The 21,184-nt window shown below is 53.1% G+C and carries 17 protein-coding genes; 3 read left to right on the forward strand and 14 right to left on the reverse strand.

Features of this window, described 5'->3' with window-relative positions:
• Window positions 1-120 precede the first annotated feature (120 nt).
• Window positions 121-297, reverse strand: a complete 177-nt coding sequence (locus tag J3P91_RS03475; RefSeq protein ID WP_434602756.1) for a hypothetical protein — start codon at window positions 295-297, stop codon at window positions 121-123.
• Between the two features lie 378 nt (window positions 298-675).
• Between J3P91_RS03475 and J3P91_RS03480 the strand changes: the two genes are divergently transcribed.
• Window positions 676-1,509, forward strand: a complete 834-nt coding sequence (locus J3P91_RS03480) for an oxidoreductase (protein ID WP_434602757.1) — start codon at window positions 676-678, stop codon at window positions 1,507-1,509.
• Between the two features lie 23 nt (window positions 1,510-1,532).
• Window positions 1,533-2,462, forward strand: a complete 930-nt coding sequence (locus tag J3P91_RS03485; RefSeq protein ID WP_434602758.1) for an AraC family transcriptional regulator N-terminal domain-containing protein — start codon at window positions 1,533-1,535, stop codon at window positions 2,460-2,462.
• Between the two features lie 86 nt (window positions 2,463-2,548).
• On the opposite strand, the gene J3P91_RS03490 is transcribed toward J3P91_RS03485, so the two are convergent.
• Both J3P91_RS03490 and J3P91_RS03495 read right to left on the reverse strand, forming a co-directional pair.
• The gene (locus tag J3P91_RS03490) at window positions 2,549-2,854 is read right to left on the reverse strand and encodes a HigA family addiction module antitoxin (protein WP_434602759.1); all 306 of its coding nucleotides are present in this window, start codon (window positions 2,852-2,854) and stop codon (window positions 2,549-2,551) included.
• Complete coding sequence (locus J3P91_RS03495) at window positions 2,847-3,140, reverse strand: type II toxin-antitoxin system RelE/ParE family toxin (protein ID WP_434602760.1); 294 nt, start codon at window positions 3,138-3,140, stop codon at window positions 2,847-2,849. Before J3P91_RS03495 ends, J3P91_RS03490 begins: the two co-directional genes overlap by 8 nt.
• 681 nt (window positions 3,141-3,821) lie before the next feature.
• Here J3P91_RS03495 and J3P91_RS03500 point away from each other — a divergent pair.
• Entirely contained in the window at window positions 3,822-6,674 is a 2,853-nt protein-coding gene (locus J3P91_RS03500; protein WP_434602761.1) for a tetratricopeptide repeat protein, read from the forward strand.
• A gap of 336 nt (window positions 6,675-7,010) precedes the next feature.
• On the opposite strand, the gene J3P91_RS03505 is transcribed toward J3P91_RS03500, so the two are convergent.
• The 11 genes from J3P91_RS03505 to J3P91_RS03555 all read right to left on the reverse strand — a co-directional run bounded on the left by J3P91_RS03505 (window position 7,011) and on the right by J3P91_RS03555 (window position 21,018).
• On the reverse strand, window positions 7,011-7,985 hold the full coding sequence (locus J3P91_RS03505) for a hypothetical protein (RefSeq protein WP_434602762.1): 975 nt from the start codon (window positions 7,983-7,985) through the stop codon (window positions 7,011-7,013).
• Window positions 7,986-8,333: 348 nt separating this feature from the next.
• Entirely contained in the window at window positions 8,334-10,217 is a 1,884-nt protein-coding gene (locus tag J3P91_RS03510; RefSeq protein ID WP_434602763.1) for a hypothetical protein, read from the reverse strand.
• Window positions 10,210-10,698 carry an ABC-three component system middle component 2 gene (locus J3P91_RS03515; RefSeq protein ID WP_434602764.1) on the reverse strand — a complete coding sequence of 163 codons (489 nt, stop codon included), beginning with the start codon at window positions 10,696-10,698 and terminating at the stop codon, window positions 10,210-10,212. The genes J3P91_RS03510 and J3P91_RS03515 overlap by 8 nt, the downstream gene beginning before the upstream one ends.
• Complete coding sequence (locus J3P91_RS03520; protein ID WP_434602765.1) at window positions 10,686-11,765, reverse strand: ABC-three component system protein; 1,080 nt, start codon at window positions 11,763-11,765, stop codon at window positions 10,686-10,688. The genes J3P91_RS03515 and J3P91_RS03520 overlap by 13 nt, the downstream gene beginning before the upstream one ends.
• 376 nt (window positions 11,766-12,141) lie before the next feature.
• Entirely contained in the window at window positions 12,142-12,417 is a 276-nt protein-coding gene (locus J3P91_RS03525) for a hypothetical protein (RefSeq protein ID WP_434602766.1), read from the reverse strand.
• Window positions 12,414-13,394 carry an integrase domain-containing protein gene (locus J3P91_RS03530; protein ID WP_434604985.1) on the reverse strand — a complete coding sequence of 327 codons (981 nt, stop codon included), beginning with the start codon at window positions 13,392-13,394 and terminating at the stop codon, window positions 12,414-12,416. Before J3P91_RS03530 ends, J3P91_RS03525 begins: the two co-directional genes overlap by 4 nt.
• The gene (locus J3P91_RS03535; protein WP_434602767.1) at window positions 13,372-13,731 is read right to left on the reverse strand and encodes a hypothetical protein; all 360 of its coding nucleotides are present in this window, start codon (window positions 13,729-13,731) and stop codon (window positions 13,372-13,374) included. The genes J3P91_RS03530 and J3P91_RS03535 overlap by 23 nt, the downstream gene beginning before the upstream one ends.
• Window positions 13,715-15,115: a YfjI family protein gene (locus tag J3P91_RS03540; protein WP_434602768.1), complete on the reverse strand. Its 1,401-nt coding sequence runs from the start codon at window positions 15,113-15,115 to the stop codon at window positions 13,715-13,717. Before J3P91_RS03540 ends, J3P91_RS03535 begins: the two co-directional genes overlap by 17 nt.
• Window positions 15,116-16,067: 952 nt before the next feature.
• Window positions 16,068-18,407, reverse strand: a complete 2,340-nt coding sequence (hsdR, locus tag J3P91_RS03545) for an EcoAI/FtnUII family type I restriction enzme subunit R (RefSeq protein WP_434602769.1) — start codon at window positions 18,405-18,407, stop codon at window positions 16,068-16,070.
• Between the two features lie 11 nt (window positions 18,408-18,418).
• Window positions 18,419-19,567, reverse strand: a complete 1,149-nt coding sequence (locus J3P91_RS03550; RefSeq protein WP_434602770.1) for a restriction endonuclease subunit S — start codon at window positions 19,565-19,567, stop codon at window positions 18,419-18,421.
• A complete protein-coding gene (locus J3P91_RS03555; RefSeq protein WP_434602771.1) occupies window positions 19,564-21,018 on the reverse strand; it encodes an N-6 DNA methylase in 1,455 nt (484 codons plus the stop codon). Before J3P91_RS03555 ends, J3P91_RS03550 begins: the two co-directional genes overlap by 4 nt.
• Window positions 21,019-21,184: the final 166 nt, after the last annotated feature.

A 21,184-nucleotide genomic window follows, 5' to 3' on the forward strand; every position in this document is an offset into this window, starting at 1 on the left:
TAAAGGTCTAATCGACTGGCGCGCAGATAACTAATCGTCGAAAGACCCTAATAAGCTTGAGTGAGGGACAGACCACATTTCTACCCAATTTCTGCGATAAAAACGTGGTCTGCCGCTTTTTCAGGCCTTGGTCGACTGAGTGAAGGCCCAAGCAAACACGATAACGGCAATGACGGGTCTGATCAGATCCCTCGCTGGCGCCTGACCGGTAAACACCCCAAGGCCGAAAAATACGAAGGCCGCCAAGGCAGCGAGAACACCCAATGCTGAAATCCAGCGGAAATATCGTGGGAACATCACATCAATCCTTTACAAAAAATTAGTACAGACCAGGTTTTATGAGTAAGAGGCAACGGCTTCTTCGATAAAACAGGATGTGTCTTCGTTATCCTATGTATCTTTTTTTCGGGTCAGATTTCAATTCGTACTTGCTAATGGAACAGCAAGATATGTTTTCATTCGATCCATGAACTGAATGGGAGATTTCAGGGCTTGTGAAGCGGGCCCAGTATACCCGCAGAAGCCTCGGCTGAGGCATGTGAGCCTAGGGTAGGGCGCTGGCGGCGATGCCTCTGACGCGCTGATAGGAATAGGCAATGCCCCAAGGCAAACCGGCATAGGAGGGGCATTTTTCGCTCGCTACCATGGCTACCTGTTCATCCATTGGAGTTCACCATGCCCAGTCGCAAAACCCTATTCATCACCGGCGTGAGCAGCGGCTTGGGTAGCGCACTCGCGCAAGAGGCAATTGCAGCAGGCCACCGTGTCATCGGCACCGTGCGCAATGAGGCGGCGTTGCAGGCCTTCGAGTCGCTGTCGACGGAGCGTGCCCATGGCGTCATCCTGGACGTCACCGAGTTCGACCGGATCGACAGCGTCGTGGCGGCGACGGAGGCAGCCCACGGCCCGGTCGATGTGCTGGTCAATAATGCCGGCTATGGCCACGAAGGCATCTTCGAAGAGTCGCCACTGGAGGAAATGCGTCGTCAGTTCGACGTCAACGTGTTTGGCGCGGTGGCGGTGACCAAGGCCTTCGTGCCGTATTTTCGCCAGCGCCGTGCCGGTCATATCCTCAATATCACTTCCATGGGCGGCACGATTACCATGCCGGGCATCTCCTATTACTGCGCGAGCAAGTTTGCCCTCGAAGGTCTCTCCGATACGCTGAGCAAGGAGCTGCTACCGTTCAACATCTTCGTGACGGCCGTCGCGCCCGGCTCGTTTCGCACCGACTGGGCCGGCCGTTCGATGCAGCGCACGGCGCGGAGCATTGCCGACTACGACGCCAGTTTCGATCCGATACGTAAAGTGCGCGTGGAGAAAAGCGGCAAACAACTGGGCGATCCGCGGAAAGCGGCGCAGGCCATGCTGCAGATCATCTCCAGCCCGACGCCACCCGCGCATTTGCTGTTGGGCAGTGATGCGCTGAAGCTGGTGCGGGAGAAGCTGAGTCGTGCCGCCAGTGAGATTGATCAATGGGAAGCGCTGACCCGTTCGACCGACAGTTGAACGGCCGGCAAAAGGGGACGTCGATGACTCAGGCCGCTGCGCGCATGGTGCGGTTGATGGAACAGCTCGCACCGGTGGAAGGCTACAACCTCAGCGCGCTGGACGACGTCCGCTTCCTGCGTTCGAACCGCCCCCTGACGCGCACGCCGGTGCTGTATGAACCCGGCATCGTGATCCTCTGCCAGGGGCGCAAGCGCGGTTATCTGGGCGATGACGTCTATGTCTATGACGCCCAGCATTACCTGGTGGTGTCTGTCCCCGTTCCATTCACCATGGAGACCGACGCCAGCGCCGCGGAGCCCATGTTGGCGGTCTATATGCGCCTCGACTTGCAACTGGCCAGCGAACTCATGTTGCAAGTGGACGAAACCCACGGCCCCAGCGACGCCCAGCCCAAAGGCATGTACGCCTCGCCCATGGATGAGCCGCTGCGCGCCTCGACGCTGCGCTTCCTGGAGGCAATGAGCCGTCCGGGCGAGGCGCAAATACTGGGCCCTTCTCTGATGAGGGAAATCTACTATCGAATCCTGACCGGCGAACAGGGCGGCTCGATGCGCGCCGCCCTCAGTCGCCGGGGACATTTCGGCAAGATCACCCGGGCGATACGCAAGATCCACAGTTGCTATCACGAGCATCTGGACGTCGAAACCCTGGCCCAGGAAGCCGGCATGAGCGTCCCCAACTTTCACCTGCATTTTCGCAACGTGACGGGCGCATCACCCATGCAGTACCTGAAGTCGACCCGCCTGCACCAGGCGCGGTTATTGATGCTGCGCAACACCATGAACGCCTCGACGGCGGCGTTCAGTGTCGGCTATGAAAGCGCCTCGCAATTCAGTCGCGAGTTCAAGCGGATGTTTGGCCGGACGCCGCAGGCCGAGGTGGAATGGATGAGGGCGACTTATGCGTTGCCGGAGGGCGTGGCGGCGTCGGGTTATGTTTCTTCGCATTAGGGGTAGGGTGGTGGTTGTGATAGGGGGGACAATCTTCAAGGTACAAAAAAGGCACTGGCGGTAATCGCCCAATGCCTTTTTGAAAGCTACGCGCAGTGAGGAATTTTCTCCACTTCCCTGTAGATTTGCTCCCCTTTGGCAATCTCAGCTGTGCGTAAATCATACGCAGTCTGCAAATTCAGCCAAAACTGTGCCGACGTATCCAATGCTACTGCCAAGCGCAAAGCGACATCTGCACTCACGCTACGGCGCATTAATGCGATGTCATTTACCGTCGGCGCTGATACATGCAAAGCCCTTGCAAGCGCAGCGGCCGTAAGGCCAAGCGGTTCCAGATACTCCTCCTTGAGAACTTCTCCAGGGTGTATGGGCCTCATGCCATTCTTAAACATGACTCACCTCAGTGATATCCACGATTTCTACATGTTCGGGACCGTTGGCCCCCCAGACGAAACAGATTCGGTACTGACCGTTAATCCGGATGCTGTGTTGGCCTTCCCTGTCGCCATGCAACTGCTCCAGCCTGTTTCCAGGCGGGGAGCGCAGATCGGTGAGATCGACCGCTGCGTCAAGCATGCCGAGCTTTCGCTCCACTACTGAAAGGATCGCTGCCCAGTGTCGGGTTTTGCCCGTTTCAAAGAGAATCTGGGTGTCGGCGCATCTGAAGCTTCTGATCATAGCTTAATGCTTAACGTTATTCGTTAAGGCGAGTCTACAGCGTTTGCTGGAATTCTCAACCTGCTGAGGAGGGGCGTGTGGGTATGGGAAGGGTTATACAGCGCGGGTTTTTTCCGACCCATGGCTTCGAGTCGAACGATTCAGACACAAAAAAGGCACTTGCGATAGATGCTAAGTGCCTGGTCTCTATAGCTTGCTGCCGGGGTAATTTGAATTGGTTGAGTAAGTTATTGATTTATAACATTAATATCGGATTTTGTTTTTGGTTGGAATACCAATTGGAATACTGCGTTCCACTTGACTACCTGTTTTCATTCGATCTGACCAGCACGCTTCGTAACCATGATTGGCAGTGAACTACCCCTAGCTGCCGGTAGCGACAGGCAGAAATCGGCCAGGAGCGAACGTTCATCTTAGGGGCTCATACAGCCAAACGCGGTCACTCGACGTGTCTACGAAAGCATGGGCGATTCATCCACGACACAGCCGGTTGAGACCAAGCACATGAATTGACACTCCGGCACTACGCCTCACAGCGTGATCGTGGTTGATGGGCCGAGTAGTCGATACTGTTATCGGCCGAGTCTCGATGGGATATTGCCGCTAGACATCGTGTGACAATTGTGAAGTTATGGCTGGTTCGTGGAAAGCTGACCGGTCCTTACTTGAGGCAGAGAGCAAATGCAGTCCGATCTTATTAAAAAACGAATCATCGGCAATCTGATCGATGAGGTAGTCGAGCTCGACGCTTCTACTCTAGAACAGGTTGGACATAGCCTGATTGAACTGTTGGAAGAGAAGCGCCTGATCCATCACGGTCTTAACAAGGACTATCGACCTGTCGGATACACCATCGACACCTTTTCGCAAGATTTCCTCGTCGCCGGAGAGTACAGCGCCGAAAAAGATTACTTCCATGGCAAGGTAAGCAAGGGGGCAGACGGGAAAGGGATCGCAGGCGAGGAAGAGGCTGAGGATCCCGTACCAACGTATGCCAAGATCGCGAATGACGTTCAGCATGTCCTTGACCACGCTGCAGGCAAGCTGCCCAAAAAAATCTACCTGATATGCAGCCAAGAGGAGCCAGAGTCGTTTCGCGCAAAATTCAACCGCACGCCAATCGCTAAGGAGCATGGCGAGCGTCTTAATATTCTCGATGCGCGCGAATTGGCAAGGTTCATCTACGAGTTCTCCACGCAGAATCATACAGCGGCGGCATTCTATGCCACGATTTTCCCGGGATTTTCCCAGGATCTAGACAACCATGCCTACTACGGCAAGGCACCTGCATCGTGTGAGTATCACGTCTCTGATGCTGCTGTGGTGGTCGCAATCCAGAAGCACTTTGATCAGGGCAACAGTGTTTGTCTGCTGACCGGGCTCAGCGGCTCTGGCAAAACGCAGGCGGCTATTGACTACCTGCAACAGGAAGGTAAGCACTACGAAAACTATCTTTGGATATCTGGGGGGGACTGGAGTCCGGACACCTCGCTCAGTTCGGTTCAGCGTGCAAGAGGTGGCGTCGCTGTAAATATCGCGGGTATTTTCAACAGCTTCAAGACATTGCTCGTTATCGACAGTCTGGAGCGCGGGTTGGGTGAGAACTCGCTCGATGACCTCTTAAAAGGGTTCGAGCGTGGCGGTCGGGTGATAGTCACTTCGCAGCTCAATCCAGCGAGCAAATCAGTACTCCATATGCCTACCCTTTCGACGGAGGCCGCTGCCGCCATTTTGGGGGAGGACGGGAACAAACTGAGCGCGATTGCAGCAAAATTTATAGAGGCTTGCCGGTTCTCTCCTCTCATCCTCGCAACAGTTCGTAAGCTTGTCGAAGCTGAAGGCGTGCCGCGGGAAGAGCTCTATGAAGAAATCCTCGCCGAACCGCAGGTCATTTCAGATAGCAATGGCACGGCAATCATGGGCAGCATCTTGCGACGTTTGGATAGTCGATATCATCGTGGCCTGCAACAGATTGCAAACTCTGGATCATTTGCGAACGACGCAAGGTTTCTCGGGCATTTCCTGGGCCACTCCGTAAAGTCTCACCTTCAACGACTGTCGATACTGAAGCCGGGGGTCGCGCCTGAGCTTCTATCCGTACACGACCTCATCTGCCAAGCCGTTCGCGAAAAACTAGACGCCGAGCCGATCGCTATCGCCGTCACTCAATATGTCGAAAAGCATTCGGGTGAGATGATTCCAAGTGTCATCCGGCAGATCCACTTGTGCGCGCCTCAGTTGACTGAGATCTATCAGCGACGTCAGGTGCAGCAACCAGACTGGCTAACCTACGCTTTGCTGCAACTGGATAACGGCCGTAGTCTCGTACAAGAGCAGGAGCTTCACCTCCGGAGAATTCAGGGGGAGACTCCATTGCAGGAGCTACTCTGTGTCATTGACGCGCAAGAGGCATTTGTCTACTCACTGGATCACGACGATCGGCACCAGCACTTTAGTGCCTGGGCGGAAGAGTATGGCAAGGCTCAGCAAGGGGACCCAACATCTGAAGTAAACCTTGAGCTTTTACACCACCAAGGTAAGGCATTGCGCCGCTGCGGCAGATTGCCTGAGGCACTAACCTGCTTTCAAAGGTTACTGGAGATTCGTCCCGAGTGGCATGCGACGCAATTGCAGATTGCGCATTTGGGAACACAAAATGGTGCTGACGACTTAATTAAAAAAGCGGGAGCGGATTCCATGCGCATCCTCGTCGGCCGTGTAATGAAAGCACCATGGGATGTGCCGCTGCGGGTATCGTTGGCCGCGGTCGCGCGACTCCGCTCTTACAAGAAAGTCGCCGACGAGATGGTGAGCAAAGCTGAGCAGGTGCAAGCCCTTGCGGATGTCATTGCTTTGTCGGCTCTCGAAGGGCTGGACCAGTTCTATGAGGCCTACCTGTCATTTACCTCAATTTTTGCGTATCAGCACCCGGAGATTTGCGTGGCGCTAGCTGAGGGATTCCCGGAGATGCTCTACATGCCTCCCGATTCGGTTGATAAGGATCAATGGACTAGCGCGTGTGAGGCACTTGGTAATACCGCCGCGGCGGCTGCCAGTGCAGGCAAGGAAGCTTTGCGCGATCGCATCACGGCGGCAGGCGTTATGTTCGCAACGGCTCTGGGGAGCAAATCTAGGGTCAAGAGCTTTGACGCACGTGCGATTGCCAAAATGTTCCTTTTCGCGAAGATGCCAGCGGAGGCGCTGGATGCAATCATGAAAATCTCTCCTGAAACTCTTAATAAGGATCACTGGCTCCTATATCGCAAAGCTGAGGCGGAATTAGGAGTCGGCAAACTGGAGGATGGGTTGAACACCGCTGAGCTTGCGATTGCGCTTGCCAAAGGAGACCCAAAAGGGCTTGAGCGCATCGCTAGCTATTATGATTTGCTCAGTAAATGCCACGAGGCATTGGGCGATTCAGACGCTGCGATCACCCAAACGGAGCTAGCGATGGAGGCCACCCCAGCAGGGAAGTATAGGAACGCGTTGTCGGAAAGATTGGGAGAACTAAAACGGCAAGCCACCAACCACTGACCGACGACTTAGGATCGATTCAGTTTTATTCGGGGATGACTGCAATGGCCGATAGCTGGTCTATACGATAGACAGCTATCGGCCGAGGCTGTGTGAGAACTATTTAGAGCAGGTTTGACGGTCAGTAACGGAACGAAATCGCGCTCCTACGCAAAAATATAGATCTGCTGACTAACCAAACGTTTGCAGATTTTACGTAGCAACGCAGACTTCAAAACAATCCCTGCGTTTTTACACAACCTGAGCCAATAGCGGACGTTCAACCCAAGCGCTGCTTCCGGTCAAAAGCAGAAGTTTCAGAAGGGTGCCCGGCCAGGTGCAACAAGCCAACGCGGCTCAACCCTGACCCCACTCATCCATAGCCAACGCCGGTTTGTATTCGCATCTTTGCCGTTCGAAGTCGGTCGGCACGGTAACAGGCGTCTCAAAGAAGTCGGAAAAATCGAAATCGGCCAGCTTGTATGGGGCGACCAGCACGGATTCTTGAGCATTTCCGAGGAAGACCACCGGCCGATTCGCCGCGACATTGGCGCATTCGTGCGAGTAGTTAAAGTCCAGAGCGTGTGCCATCAAATATATTTTCTCCGGCACCCGGGAATCGGCTATCTGATCACTGGACCAGCTAAATCCGAAATAGAGAATTACGCTGGACACCAAGACTGACAGCAACGAGTAAAGCGGGGGCTGATCAGCGGCTTTGCCATCAAGCTTGCCCTTCAGCCAGCCGGCTCCAATGAGAGCGTGAACCATGGACAGCATCAACGCCACGGTGAGTATGAACGGCACCAGCAGTTTGAGCACCAACAGAGCAGTGGTGAAGACCAAGGTGATGGGCAATGCGGAGGCGTCAACGTGGAAAACTCCATTGATATTGCTCGCAGCTTTGCCGCGAGCGTAGAGAACCACACCCGAGAGGATAATCGAAACCAGAAACTTAGTGCTTGCAAAGCTCCACAGGGATCTCACCACCGCCGAGCGTTCCATTGATACCCCAACGAAGATAGTGCAGAAAACTACCGCCCACAGCCTAAATGCCAGAGTATGTTCGCGAACCCAGTCCATATCGCTGTTCGCTGATCGAGTGATCGCCAGCAGGACTCCGACAACCCCAATCAGGCCAAGCGCCCAGCTAAGTTCGTAACGGCGTTTGTCTTTTTCATACCCCTGTAGGATCAGCCATTCGCCCAGGCGCTGGTGGATATCGCGAATATAGTACTTCAACGATTTCTGGCGTTCCCGAGACAGATCCTTCTCGCTCCCACGCAGCTCCTGATGAATGCTTTCGAGGTGTTGTTCGATTTTTTTTATCATCTTTCTTAAAGCTATCGCTGAAATGAATCGTTGGTGTAAGACTTATGTTGCTCTGCATAGGAACGCAGACATAAATCTGGCGAAGAGAGTTGAGGGAGGATGTAGGCCCAATAACAGCGTTTGATAATTTTAGAACTGCCAGTCATCAGCACATCTAGGAGCTCCCGCTTAAATTGCAACCGTTCGCGACCGTTTTCTTACGGCAAGAAGTGGACGTTCGAGCCAGGTCCGCTTTCGGCCAGAGGCAATGGGGCGCTCTGATGTATCTTGAAAAGCAGGGCGATTCAATTTAGTAAAGCCGCCTGTATAAGTTCTATTTCGACTTCAGAGTAAGCTGATTTCTTTGACCTACGACAGTGGCGGGAACAGTCCTGGTCTACCATTTCCGTTTTGCCCGGAGAAAGTTGTGATTTTCGCCTTTCCAACCACGAAACCGGGAGGGTCATTGTTTTCTATAACCAAAAATTGCCCAGTCGCTGAAAGAGAGGCCAAGTGTTCGTAAAATTTGAGATCTAAAGTGGTCTGCGCAATGGCTGCCTCATCAGGCGCGAGCTCGCCATGACGCTTATACAGGATTGGTTTGCGATAGGTGACGAGTGGCGAGTCCAGCACCACAAAGCCTGGATGAGGTAGGCCTTTTTCCCTGCAAAATATCAAGAAAGCGACCACAAATGCTGAGTGAAATATCGCCTTCACACCTTTACCGTTTTGACCGCGAGGAATCCCATTCACTGCAAAATCATAAGATTGCTGATCCCAGCTAACAGTATGCACTCCGGGGTATCCCCATGCATCTAGTACAAGTTTGACGGTCTGAGCGAACGCATCCCCTTCACTTTCGTCGATCCCAATGATGAGCCCTTCTGCGACCTGTCTCCCGATACGGAGCATCTCTATTTGCTGGCGGCGATTCAAAAGGTCAATTCGCCGATCATATAAGGCAACTGATCGAGCAGCATCGTCCCGCATCTTTATGCATTTTTGGTAGGACTCCCGGATGCTTGACTCTATCGGTCTCAGAAGCAATATGTCCTGTTCGTAACTTTTTATATTGGTGGCTAAACTTTCACTTTGTTCCCTAGAACCCGCAAGATCAGTTTGAAGATTCTGTATAGTAGGTTTTAGGTTTTCGAGATCGCGTTCTATTTTTCGAATTTCTGCTTGGGCAGAGTGTTGTTGGCGCTCTAGGTCAGCGGGTGAGTGCGGGATGTGTTGATGCCCTGGCTGCGCGCCACACATAGGGCATGGTTGATCTTCAAATCGGCGAAGGAGAAATCCTCCTTCCTCAATGGCCTCAAGCCGCCTAATATCTGTTATATAGGTTTGACTTAGATCGATAAACCGTTGTCCCATAGCTTGCAGTTGGGAACTCTGAGCGTCTGAGATGCTTTGGTTATCCAAAGTTTTGCGCCGAAGGTGAACCAGATAGTCAAGTCGCTCTTGAACCGTTGTCAGTTCCTCCCCCAAAACCTCCGATCTTGTTAACTGTTCTTCAAATATGCGTTCCAGTTCTTCTATATTTGAATCACCTAGTTTCTGATCTAGCTCCTCGATCATTTCAGTTAGGAGTTCAATTTTTCCGGCGTTACCAGCTTTCAGTGTTGCTTGGTCAGGTATGGGGATGATGTGGGAATCATCTTGACCAGTGAGCAGTGCCTTGAATACATTTTTGTCTAGGGTTGGAGAATTTTTGGGATTTATTTGAGTCGGGGTGACAACCGAAAACATCCGATCTTCATCTATTAGAAGATATGGTATTAAGTGCCGGAGAGAGAGGGGGACTAATCTTGCCGCTTGAGTTGAAGCTATTTTTGCGTCTGAGATGCCTACGCGGCCCAGCAGGAGCTCAGAAATACTACCTGTTTTACCTTTGCCGTGGTCTGCCGACACAATAGTGCCCTGACGATCAGCAATAAAGCCATCCTCTGCTAAATCATCATATACCGTGATTTTTCCTCCCTTCCTCATCCGATGGATAGTAATGCTTCGATGATGGGAAAAATCTATACCTAATAATATGGTGTCGTAATCTGCACCCTGTTTTAGTATGGGGGGTTTGTCGCCGCCGAGCATAAAGTTGAGCACGGAGAGAATATAGGATTTCCCCGCATTCGAGCCACCGTAGATGATATTTAGACCAGCCTCCAGCGTTAAGCAAATGGCAGGAAGGTTGGGTCCGGTAAAGGTAAGGTGGCGGAGGCGCATCCCTTTAAATGATGTGACTTCAGGCAATTGAATAACCCTCGTCAAACTGAAACTCCATTGTTAGACTCTCTATATGTGTGCGCATATCATAAAATAAATTGCCATGGTGCTTCGCTTGTAAGGCTAGCCAGTTGGCTCGCTCTGATAAAGTGAGGTTGTAAATTGTTGCAAGTAACTTTATGAATGCGGGTGCGTCATCGCCAGAAACAAATCGTATCCCATCATCTGCTTCTGTCGATACAATCAGATTTCTTCTAATCAAAATTTGGAGGCTGTCTTGAATTGTTCTGCGTCGTACTCGGTATTCGCCTACTCTGCTGCTGACTGCAGGATGAAGACTGGACGGCCCTCCAATATCTGCCGTATGCACGACGAAATAGTCCAGCAGAGAGATCGTTTCCAAATCGAGTGGGCATGGATAAAACGCTTCAAGGATAATCAATGAGCGTAGAGCTGTTTCAATGGGGCCATTGAAGAGAGTGTTTTTAGAGTCGGTTATATTGTCCATGGCAACGTTCCCTCGTTGGCGAAGTGATGGCAGGTGCCCTGTCTAACTTGGATAGATGCACGTTTGTGTCTGCCAAAAATTCCACTTATTTCAATTGCTGATGCTTGCGTCATTACTTTAGTTATACGCTCCATACCCACTGCGGAACAGTATGTTTCATAGATTCCTGCAAGTATCTCGTCGTTAAATTTATCTAGGTGATAAGGATTTATATTGTCCCGGAAGTGTCTTCGAAAAGCATCAGCATCGAAGTAGCGTCGACGTTGCAGGTTGAAGCCTATTTTGTGTAATGGATGGTTTAGGATGTCTGAGGCATCAGTGAAAATAGTGTTTTCGTATTCGGAGTATATGGAAATTAGCTGCCGAATATATTCGCTTTCTTGAGATGAGATATCGATCGGCACTACGCCGGCAGGTGATTCACCAGGATCATCACCAAATGTGTCTGCAAGCACAAAATCGATACCTTCGAGCGTTAACATCTTTGCAGCATCAATGCCGACGATGTTTGTAAAATCAAACTCTTGGATTATTTTTTTAAGTTTGGGTGTTAGCGCAATCGACTGCTTGGCTATTATTTTTTTTGCGCAACGGGTGTCCCATTCATTCAATATTTGATTTTGAAATTGCGCAGAGTTATTAAGTAGATGCTCAGCTTTACGATTAAAGCCTTTGGGTGCGACAAAAATGTATTTGCGAGGAGGAGTAAAATGCCCTTCAGAAGCAAAGTAGAAAATTTTGCCCAACTCTTGGTGCATGGCAGCGTCGTCAAGGGTTTTGCCAAGCATCTTGCATTGGTAATTGTCCCATGCGCCTTCATGGCGCTTGTGGGTCACAAACCCTACGACGTCACGGCCGAGGTCGTTGGCATTACCGAACTCTTCATGATCCACATACTCTTTTTTTTGCTGAGCAACCCAGCGATGTACGAAAACCTCAAGTTCCTTGTCACCCATTGCGAGGATGTCGCGGCTATAGCTCAGTTTCCGAGACATTTTTGAACGCTCCCTTTCCTTGAGTATGTAATGCTCACCGTCATTCTCCTGACCCCATGCCGGCAAAATCATCTGAGGTCTCTGTGGGCCACTCGCTTTGCCCAACGGCTTAGCTTTTGATATCAAAACGACATTGGATAGTGAGTTTAGCGATTTGTCGAGCAAAGTCTTACGTATAGCTGGTGCTGAGGATTACGACGCGATTCTGACTCCAAAGTGAACCGGCTCGGATATCTCACAAACTCCAATGACCGTTTTTTCCTGCTGCTAGCGAAAAACAGCGTGAAACTCAGCGGCCGTTTTTGGCCTGTCACGACTAACCGGTTTGGGTTGGTTTTGCCATTGCGGCGGTGTTTTCGAGCAGGTTTATCCGCAAGAAAATATCTACGCTGAGATGGATGAAGGCGGGCAAGTGAGCCTGGAGGGTTGCCTAATCTCGATACGAGCGTCAGATCAGCAACTCTCGGCTGTTCCCTAATCGTTTCCAGACCAGTAGGGCGGTGAGCCGATAGTAATACCGGGTGGCGTCGGAATGGTCTTTCAGGTGCTGGGTGAGAAACCAGCGCATATGCTTGAGCTGCCAGGTCCAGGGATTGTCTCGCTGCCATCGCTGTTGAATGGCTGCTTGCATGATGCGGGCTTGCCGTAGGTGACGCTGCTGCGTGACCTTCGAGCCGGTCAGTACGCCGCTCAGGAACAGCGCCATATTGAACGGCTTGGTCACGCTCGACCTCCAATGTAGGCCGAAACCACATCGATCCGGTTATGCCCGAGCTCAAGGCTGATCTGTTGCCGCGCCTGTCGATCCAGTTCGCGGTCAATGCGATAGCAGTGGCCACCATTGACTGGTGCGGCGTGGCCAGTGAGCTGTTCGTAACGCTCGCAGGCGTAGGCCGCGCGCAGTTCATGAAGACCTTTCAACCGTTGTTCATGTAGCGTTTCGCGGGCAGGGAGCACGGTCTGTTGTAGGAACACGGCGTAGCTTTCGTCTCGGGCCAACAAGTTGCGGCTGCGGGGCGGCGATGCATGACGAGCCAACTGCAGGGCCGCCTTCACCGCTTCATTTGCCACAACCCATCGCGGCGCTGAAGCCCCTGAGCGGCCACCTTTGGTGCCGTCCTGAATGTTGATGCGGCCTAAGTGTTCGGCTTCGCGGTGCAAGCGTGGCAGGTCAGCCAGGATCGCTTCGCGCAGGCGCATACCGGTTGTTCGGGCCAAAAGGACAATCGCCGCCACCCGTTCGTGTTGCTGTTTGCCTAGCGCCTCAATCACTCGCCGCACCTGTTGGTGGCCTTGGCCATCTGGCGCGCGGGTGCGTATGGTCGAACGCTTCTGTTCCAACGCCTGACTCGGGCTGGCGATCCTCACGTCCTGATCACCGCGCAGCGCGGCGAGGGTGCGGTTGACGCTGCTCAGGCGGTTCTGCGCTGTAGCGATGCAGAGTTCACCTTGTTGGATCTGCTGGCGCAGGTAAGCGGCGTAGTCCTGCAGCGTATGTCGGTCGATCTGGCGCGCATCGTTGTAACCGGGGCCGTCCTCTGACCGACACCAACGCACGAACGCTTGCCAGCGATCGCTGTGCGCTTTGACCGTGGCGAAGTGGCCGCCGGCAAACAGATCCTTGAGCGCTTGTGGACCGGCGTAGCTCAGCTGGCGGCCATAGCCAAAGTTGCGACCATCACGCCGACTGACCAAGGCCATCGTCATCACCGCTTTCGTTTGTTTGCAGAAAGAGCAGCAGGGCTTTCCAGTGAGGGCTGAGCCTGTCCACCTGCTGCCAGTTTGTCGGACGGATCAGGAGAGTGTTCTCGTGGTGTTGCAGTAGTGCCCCTTCCTCACGCAGTTGCTCGATCAGTCGGGCGAGGTCGGCAGGGTCTAGGGGTGGTGTGGCGACAGCGGCGACAGTGGCGACAATCCGCGTCGTTTCTGGCCTGGCACGTGGCGACAGGGTGGCGACAGAGGCGGTGACACGCCGCGATTCTGGTTGCGATTGATGTTGCGCCTGGTAGCGGCGCACCGCGTCATTGAGGCGGAACATGGCGTACCTCGAAGGTTCTTCCATCGCGACTGCTCAGCCAGCGATGAGTGATCAGCACGACCAATAAAGAGGCGGTATGGTCGGCGCTCTTGCGGGCAAAACGAGGGCCTTTGCGATTGACGTCGCGGATGCTGAAGTGGGTCCAGCCTTTCTGCACCAGCCAGCGCAGCAGCCGATCCGCTTCCTCGCGTCGGCTATTGACCGGCTCCTGTTCAGTCAGGCGCTGAATCTCGGCCAGGTAGTAATCCATCAGCGTGGAGGCGCGCTGGATGTGTGCTTCGTCCAACGCACTGGCCTCTTCCACCATGGCCAGCACGCCCGCGATACGCAGTACATTCGCCGCGGCCTTGCTCGCGACAGGCTGGACGCCGGCTAGCTCGCCGAATTCGCCAGACTGGCACTCGATGGTGTCGTGAATATCAATCCAGGCACGACGGGCACGGGGAGTCAGCTCCAGCCTGGCGGGATTGAGTGAGCCATCCTTGTGGAGCGACCAGGGCTTTTGCAGCAGGGCGGTGATCCGCTGTTGGTAGCACTGGACTTTGGCATCTCGGGTCAGGTCGATCGCTTTGTAGAGCCGCTGGCCGGCCAGGCGCTCGGGCCAACTGATCAGGCAACGACCCAGGATGCCTTGGCCATTGATCACCGGGTCTTTGAACAGCTGGTTGGCCAGGTAGGGTTGCAGCATCAGATGCAGGCTGAGGCGGCGGTCATAGGCGCGTAGGCTTTCTCCGGCCATGGAGCGCGCCCGGTCGATCGGGCTGCCATCCCACAGCGTCGACAAGGTGGTGATTGCCTTGAGCAGATTCTCTTTGCTCATGGTGCTGCTGCCCAAGAATTGGCCACCTTCATCATTGAACAAACCCATGCTGGGTAAGCCATGGCACAGGCTTTTGACCAGGGCCTCGATAGTGGGCTCGGCAATGATCAGTCTCGGCGGTACCGGCTCGGATAGCTCTCTGTCTTCCGCCTCCGCGTGTTTCTTTGATGTTTTGGGTTTGGTCATGATGCTGGTGGCTACGCGATAAGCTTTGAGCTTTTCCGCATACAGGGTCCACTGCTGTCGTTCCCAGTCGCGCGCGGCCTTCAGTGCCAGGTGGTCCACCGCGCTTTTGCGATCACCCGAGGACGCCACCGTCAATAGGTAGAGGGACAGCGGATAGGTTCGGCCGTCGAGTTGGACATTGGCATGACCCTGGCTCACCAAGGCCGTGGTAGCCAGCACCGATTGCGCTGCCATGGCGCAAGGTACCCCGATCACCTCGGCCAGTCGTTTGACCGCAGGACCCAACAGATCCCCGAGTGCTTCGACCGGGTAGGGCAGTGGCGCCTGCTGGTATTCCAGCAACGGTTGTGGTGGCTCGAACGCTTCGCACAATTGCATCGCAATTCTCCTGATGATCAATTTCTTCCTCACTCATCCCGCCACGGTTGTTGAGTGTTATCAGGGATCAAGGCCCCTGCGACCTGTGAGGTTTGTCCTCTCACGCGGGACTGACGGCTCCTTACGGCCGGGAGCTTGGGCATCTCACGATCTGGCCTCCTGAACACCGATAGCGGTGGGCGGGTGGAGGCTGCACTGGCTGACGAGACCGGTGACGCGGATCCTGAGTCAGGTGAAGGCAGTGATGCGATGACCGGGGCATGCCTGACTGTCAGTCAGGGGCAGTCCATTCCTTGGGCTGCGGCACCGTCATCTGCATCGCTGTTGCGGGTGATTTCGGTGCTTGTCACGCCGATTATCACGAGGGGGGAATGCCGCAATGCCTTGTACGAGTTGGGCAGCAGCAGCGTTAGGAGCGCCCGTCTCTTTCCAGAAGAAAGAGACGGGCGCAGGTTGGCGCAGTGAAATGGCCAAGCGGATAGGTTGCTGCAGGGCAGTTGGGTAGGGGGATGTATTTGCCGCAATGGCAATGATCTGAAGTTGGCATCCATCACTCGGTGAGTGACCGTGCGAGCCGCCGGACGCTAATCGCACTTTGGGAGAACCACCCACCATGGGGCGTAGCCTTTTAGGTTCGGGCTACCTCTAAGGGTGCTGTCGATGACAGCGGCTTGCGTGATCATTCGTACGCCTGTGGCCAAAAGCGGTCAAGCCTTTAACCGATGTCCGCGATTAACGTGGCGACTGTCGCCACTTTTGACGCCACGCTCCAGGCCAGGCAGGGCGTGGTTTGTCGCCGGTGTCGCCGCTGTCGCCGTGAAAAAAGTTTGCCCGCTTAGGCTAGGCATTGTGTGTGGCCAAAAGGCGAAAGTTTTGGCGATACTATTGAACCGTTTAATGGCAGCCATACATTGATCAACGTACTGGCATGACGTTGCGGTCTTAGCTACTGCTAGATACCAGGTGAGCCGATAGGCCCTTGGTAAAGATACTTCTGGAAACTATAAAACACATCCTTGATCAGTTCTGGTTTGCCAAGGTCGGCGATTGCGTCGGCAATGGCGTTGTTGTACTTAAGCTTGAGAAGCGGTGACAGCTTTTCCGGCTCAAGCTCTTCCACACCTTCCTTCACGTAATGTGCCAGCACGAAGTCAATAAAGACTTCCTGTTTGTCGCTGAAGTGGCCGTGGAGAGTTCTGCGTGCCTTGATTGCACGTTCTTCACGAGTAACAGGGTCGATGTCGAAGGCGACATAAGTCAGCACATCAAAAATATCGCTGTTCTCTGCGTCAATGATATTTTGCATTTCGGCTAGTACCTCCTTGTTGAAGCCTCTCTCAGCCAGGCCCTGCATGAAAGCTTTACGAGTGTCTGGCCCACTCCAGATGGAGCGCAGTTCGTCTTCATCTTTGAAGAAGTCTGGAAGGCTGCCGAACAGACTTTCTAGAAATTGCGCGGCAGACATTGGCTTGCCATCCGCGCTGAGGAACAAGGTCGCCATCATGTTTTTGATCCGGCGCACCGAACCATTGCTTAACCTGATCTCGATCACGTGTGGTCGCGGCTCCATCGGCGGTTTGGGAGGCTTCTCTACGCCCCCCACTTCGTCACCCTCCTCATTACCACCAGATTTGCCATCCCCCTTAGGCACGGGCTCTTCCGGCTCGCCATCCCAGGCAGGGTCGCTGAAGAGATGGTGGGCCTTCACGAAGTCGAAGATAGTGAAGTAGTCCTTACCGTCGAAGAGGCGTGTTCCGCGACCAATGATCTGCTTGAACTCGATCATGTTTTTGACTGGGCGCATCAATACAATATTGCGCACGTTACGCGCATCCACGCCGGTAGAGAGTTTCCTTGAAGTGGTCAGGATGGTGGGGATGGTCATCTCGTTATCTTGAAATGTCCGTAGATACTCTTCGCCGCGAGCGCCGTCATGTGCGGTCACACGCACACAGTAGTCGGGCTCGGAGCTTTTCTTCTGCTGATTAATCAGGTTTCGAACTTCGAGCGCATGCTCTTGTGTCGCGCAGAACACCAACGTTTTGTCGTTCGGATTAATCATGCCCATGAATAACTTAACGCGATACGCCTCTCGCTCCGGAATTTTAATAATGCGGTTGAAGTCGTCCTCAACATAGCGTCTTCCTGGCTCCACATTACCCTTTACCACCACACCGTCACCAGGGACATGGACGTATTCGTCCAGCGTCGTAGCGATCTGTCTGACCTTGAACGGAGTCAAGAAGCCATCGTTAATGCCTTCCTTGAGCGAGTACACGTACACCGGCTCGCCAAAGTAGGCATAGGTGTCGACGTTGACATCGCGCTTCGGGGTGGCGGTCAGGCCCAGCTGCACGGCTGGCGAGAAATAGTTGAGAATGCCGCGCCAGCTACCTTCATCATTAGCGCCGCCACGGTGGCACTCATCGACAATGACGAAATCGAAGAAGTCCGCTGGGTACTCGCCGAAGTATGGGGTGTCATTCGGCCCGCTCATAAAGGTCTGGAAGATGGTGAAGAAGATACTGGCGTTCTTCGGCACCCTTCCCTTCTTACGAATGTCAGATGGGTCTATACGAACCAGCGCATCTTCAGGGAAGGCGGAAAACGAGTTGTAGGCCTGATCAGCCAGAATATTACGATCCGCCAGGAACAAGATGCGCGGCTGGCGCTGAGCGTCACGTTTGAGGTTCCAGCGGCTCTTGAACAACTTCCAGGCGAGCTGGAAGGCGATGAAGGTCTTGCCCGTGCCAGTTGCCAGAGTCAGCAGGATGCGCTGCTGCTCCGCAGCCATGGCCTCCAGTACCCGGTTGATCGCGATATCTTGGTAGTAGCGTGCCCCCCAAGTACCAGCCTTGTCCTCGAACGGTATAGCGGCAAAGCGCTCGCGCCACTCGTTGTGCTCGGCAAAAGTCAGATTCCATAACTCTTCTGGACTGGGGAATTTGGCGACATCCCCTTCAGCTCCGGTCAGCATGTCAATGCTGTAAATGGTCTGGCCATTGGTGGAGTAGGTAAAGCGCACCATCAGCTTTTTGGCATAGCCCTTGGCCTGCGCCACGCCTTCGGTGTAGTGCTTGTCCCAGGCCTTAGCCTCAATCACCCCCAGCTGGGTGTTGCGATAGACCAGAACGTAGTCGGCAATATCGGCAATGCCACGTTTGCCTGCGCCCTGGATGCGACCATGGGTGATCTGAAACTCACGATGAACGCGGCTGCCGTCTATTACGCCCCAGCCCGCATCGCGTAAGGCTGGGTCAATGTGTTCGGCGCGGGTTTCTGCTTCGTTCATCACCTGTTTCCTTACAGATTGCCGCTAAAGGCTTGGTGCAAAATGGACTTTCTTAGCTCGTCGAGTGTAGCGAGCTTTCGCCTGTAGATGGACTCGAGAACCTGAACCTTTTCTTGAAGGGTTTCAATCAGCCCCACGATTTGAGTTTGTTCTTTAATAATGGGAAATGGTATCTCTAAATTAGAAAGTGTTCCTTGGCTCAGGCTTTTAATGTTCGCCCCATTCCCTCCGTCAATCATCGCTCTACGCGCGCTGTTCGACTTCAGAAAATGACACAAGTATTTAGGTGATATTTCAGTGCTATGCAGACGGGCTTTAATCGTAAAGCCCGAGTGCGTTGCTCTTTCGCTGATATCTCCAATCAAAAGACAGCGGCCAATAAGCTCCGGATTGCCATTTGATCGCACAAAGACAAGGTCGTCTTTCTGCAACATGTCTGAATCAGGAAGCGTACCATCTGGGATGATCGACTCAAGTTTATCAAGGGGGGCCCAGTAACTGGTCTGAAAGTCTCTCACCCCTAGAATTTTTATCAACTCACCCTTGCTTGACTTGTTGAAGTTAATGCCGTTGCGAAATGTAACCATCTCGCCCAGTCGTTTAATTTTCCATTTCCCATCGCGCGGCGCAAAGATGGAACGTAGGTAATGCTCTAACAACTCGCGGGCATTTTTCAGATTTTTCCCAGCGTTGTAGCGAGCTTTGGCGATACCTTCAAGAGCCTCATCGAGAATAGCGACGATACGTTGCTGCTCCGAGAGTTCAGGGAAGGGGATCTTTATTGAGTTTAAGGCCTTTTGATTTAGCTTTGGCTGCGCGGCCCCCGTTATATAACCTTCCAATGTAATGCTTTCAAGATACAGCTCAACAAATCGCTGAGTCGTCATGCTCTCAAACTTCAAGATATGAGCATGGTTATTTACCCAGTATTTTCCTGACGCCGGAAAAGCAATAGGGGTTGATCGTGCCAGTAAATTAGCACCATCTTCGGAAATGAGGAGAGCATTACCTTCGAAGATATAGTCATCTACGAAGTCGACAATCCCAGACGCACCGTAGTATGGATATTCGCCTCCAATACGGGCAGCTTTAGTGATTGGGATACGCTTGCTGTCTAAGTTTATTGAGATCTGCTCTAGGGTCTTTGTAGGCCACTTCATAGCATCGCCCTGATACTTCTCAGTATTTCCGCACTCTCTGCGTCCAGAACAGAGATTTCATCCATAACTTGTTGTGGAGCTCGATACACAATTTCTTCGCCGCCATTGGGGTTTTTCACTGAAAGATCAAAGCTAGTTTTATCAATGCCGGAAGTATCCAGAGTCCAGCTTTTTGGCGAGTCGGCGAAGTTTTTTTGCAGTTCGATAAATTCGGCCAGATCATCATCGTTCAACGGGTTAGTCTTGCCCATATTACGGCCAGGATTGAGTTGGTAGTACCAAATTTTTCGCGTCGATGTGCCCTTCTGGAAGAATAGCACCACGGTTTTTACGCCCGCCCCTTGGAAGGTACCGCCTGGACAGTCGAGTACGGTATGTAGATTGCAACTCTCTAGCAGAAGCTTCCGCAAACTTAACGAGGCGTTATCGCCATTGCTTAGGAAGGTGTTCTTAATGACGACAGCACCCTGACCGCCCGCCTTGAGGATCTTGATAAAGTGCTGAAGAAACAGGAAGGCGGTTTCCCCGGTCTTGATTGGAAAGTTCTGCTGTACCTCTTTGCGCTCCTTTCCGCCGAAAGGCGGGTTGGCCAGCACAACATCAAAACGATCCCTATCCTGAATGTCGCTCAGGTTTTCAGCCAGAGTGTTGGTGTGGATAATGTTCGGTGTATCGATGCCATGAAGGATCATATTCATGATAGCAATGACATAGGCGAGGCTTTTCTTCTCCTTACCGTAGAAGGTGCGCTTTTGCAGAATTTCCTGTTGGTTTGTAGTTAGCGTTGGATTTCTGCTCAGGTAGTCGAATGCTTCGCAAAGGAAGCCTGCCGAACCAACTGCTCCGTCATAGATGCGTTGGCCGATGTGCGGGTTAACCACTCGAACCATGGCTCGAATCAGAGGACGTGGGGTGTAATACTCCCCTCCGTTACGCCCGGCGTTCCCCATGTTCTTGATTTTTGCTTCGTAGAGGTGCGAAAGCTCGTGCTTTTCAGTCTGTGAGCGAAAGCGCAGGCTATCAACGATTTCCACTACTTCGCGTAGATTGTACCCACTCTGGATACGGTTCTTGATCTCACCAAAGATTTCGCCAATTTTGTACTGGATGGTGTCCGGGCCGCTGGCCTTCTGCTTGAACCCATAAAGATAGGGGAACAGCTTGTTGTTGACGAAATCCTTGAGGTCATCACCCGTAAGGGTGCAGTTGTGGTCGATCTCACCCTTTTCATTCTTCGGCGCAGCCCAGCGTTCCCAGCGGTATTCGCTGTCGAGGATGTAGAGGTAATACTTGCCCTCCAGCTCAGCCTCCATCGCTTTATCCTGCTCCAGGGCATCGAGGTACTTGAGAAACAGCAGCCAAGAGCTTTGCTCGGTATAGTCCAGCTCGCTGGTACAGCCGGCATCCTTATGCAGGATGTCGTCGATGTTTTTGAAGGCTTGCTCAAACATTGGGGATTCTGTCCCTGAAGGTGGGGCGACTGAAAGACATACAGCTAGGCATTATGCGGTTTTGAGTATGCAGATGCATGCGGATTGTAGTGGTCAACTCACCCCCTGACACGACGTTAAGTTTTCTCGGATTGAGCGGATGGCAGCCCCCTATTGAACTGATGCG

Origin of the sequence: Pseudomonas sp. Z4-7 (assembly GCF_051131965.1) — a bacterium.
Taxonomy (GTDB): domain Bacteria; phylum Pseudomonadota; class Gammaproteobacteria; order Pseudomonadales; family Pseudomonadaceae; genus Aquipseudomonas.

Bases quoted from the DNA above. Each gene is read 5' to 3' on its own strand.
- J3P91_RS03475 (WP_434602756.1), bottom strand. From the start codon at position 297: ATGTTCCCACGATATTTCCGCTGGATTTCAGCATTGGGTGTTCTCGCT.
- J3P91_RS03480 (WP_434602757.1), top strand. From the start codon at position 676: ATGCCCAGTCGCAAAACCCTATTCATCACCGGCGTGAGCAGCGGCTTG.
- J3P91_RS03485 (WP_434602758.1), top strand. From the start codon at position 1,533: ATGACTCAGGCCGCTGCGCGCATGGTGCGGTTGATGGAACAGCTCGCA.
- J3P91_RS03490 (WP_434602759.1), bottom strand. From the start codon at position 2,854: ATGTTTAAGAATGGCATGAGGCCCATACACCCTGGAGAAGTTCTCAAG.
- J3P91_RS03495 (WP_434602760.1), bottom strand. From the start codon at position 3,140: ATGATCAGAAGCTTCAGATGCGCCGACACCCAGATTCTCTTTGAAACG.
- J3P91_RS03500 (WP_434602761.1), top strand. From the start codon at position 3,822: ATGCAGTCCGATCTTATTAAAAAACGAATCATCGGCAATCTGATCGAT.
- J3P91_RS03505 (WP_434602762.1), bottom strand. From the start codon at position 7,985: ATGATAAAAAAAATCGAACAACACCTCGAAAGCATTCATCAGGAGCTG.
- J3P91_RS03515 (WP_434602764.1), bottom strand. From the start codon at position 10,698: ATGGACAATATAACCGACTCTAAAAACACTCTCTTCAATGGCCCCATT.
- J3P91_RS03520 (WP_434602765.1), bottom strand. From the start codon at position 11,765: ATGATTTTGCCGGCATGGGGTCAGGAGAATGACGGTGAGCATTACATA.
- J3P91_RS03530 (WP_434604985.1), bottom strand. From the start codon at position 13,394: ATGGCCTTGGTCAGTCGGCGTGATGGTCGCAACTTTGGCTATGGCCGC.
- J3P91_RS03535 (WP_434602767.1), bottom strand. From the start codon at position 13,731: ATGTTCCGCCTCAATGACGCGGTGCGCCGCTACCAGGCGCAACATCAA.
- J3P91_RS03540 (WP_434602768.1), bottom strand. From the start codon at position 15,115: ATGCAATTGTGCGAAGCGTTCGAGCCACCACAACCGTTGCTGGAATAC.
- hsdR (WP_434602769.1), bottom strand. From the start codon at position 18,407: ATGAACGAAGCAGAAACCCGCGCCGAACACATTGACCCAGCCTTACGC.
- J3P91_RS03550 (WP_434602770.1), bottom strand. From the start codon at position 19,567: ATGAAGTGGCCTACAAAGACCCTAGAGCAGATCTCAATAAACTTAGAC.
- J3P91_RS03555 (WP_434602771.1), bottom strand. From the start codon at position 21,018: ATGTTTGAGCAAGCCTTCAAAAACATCGACGACATCCTGCATAAGGAT.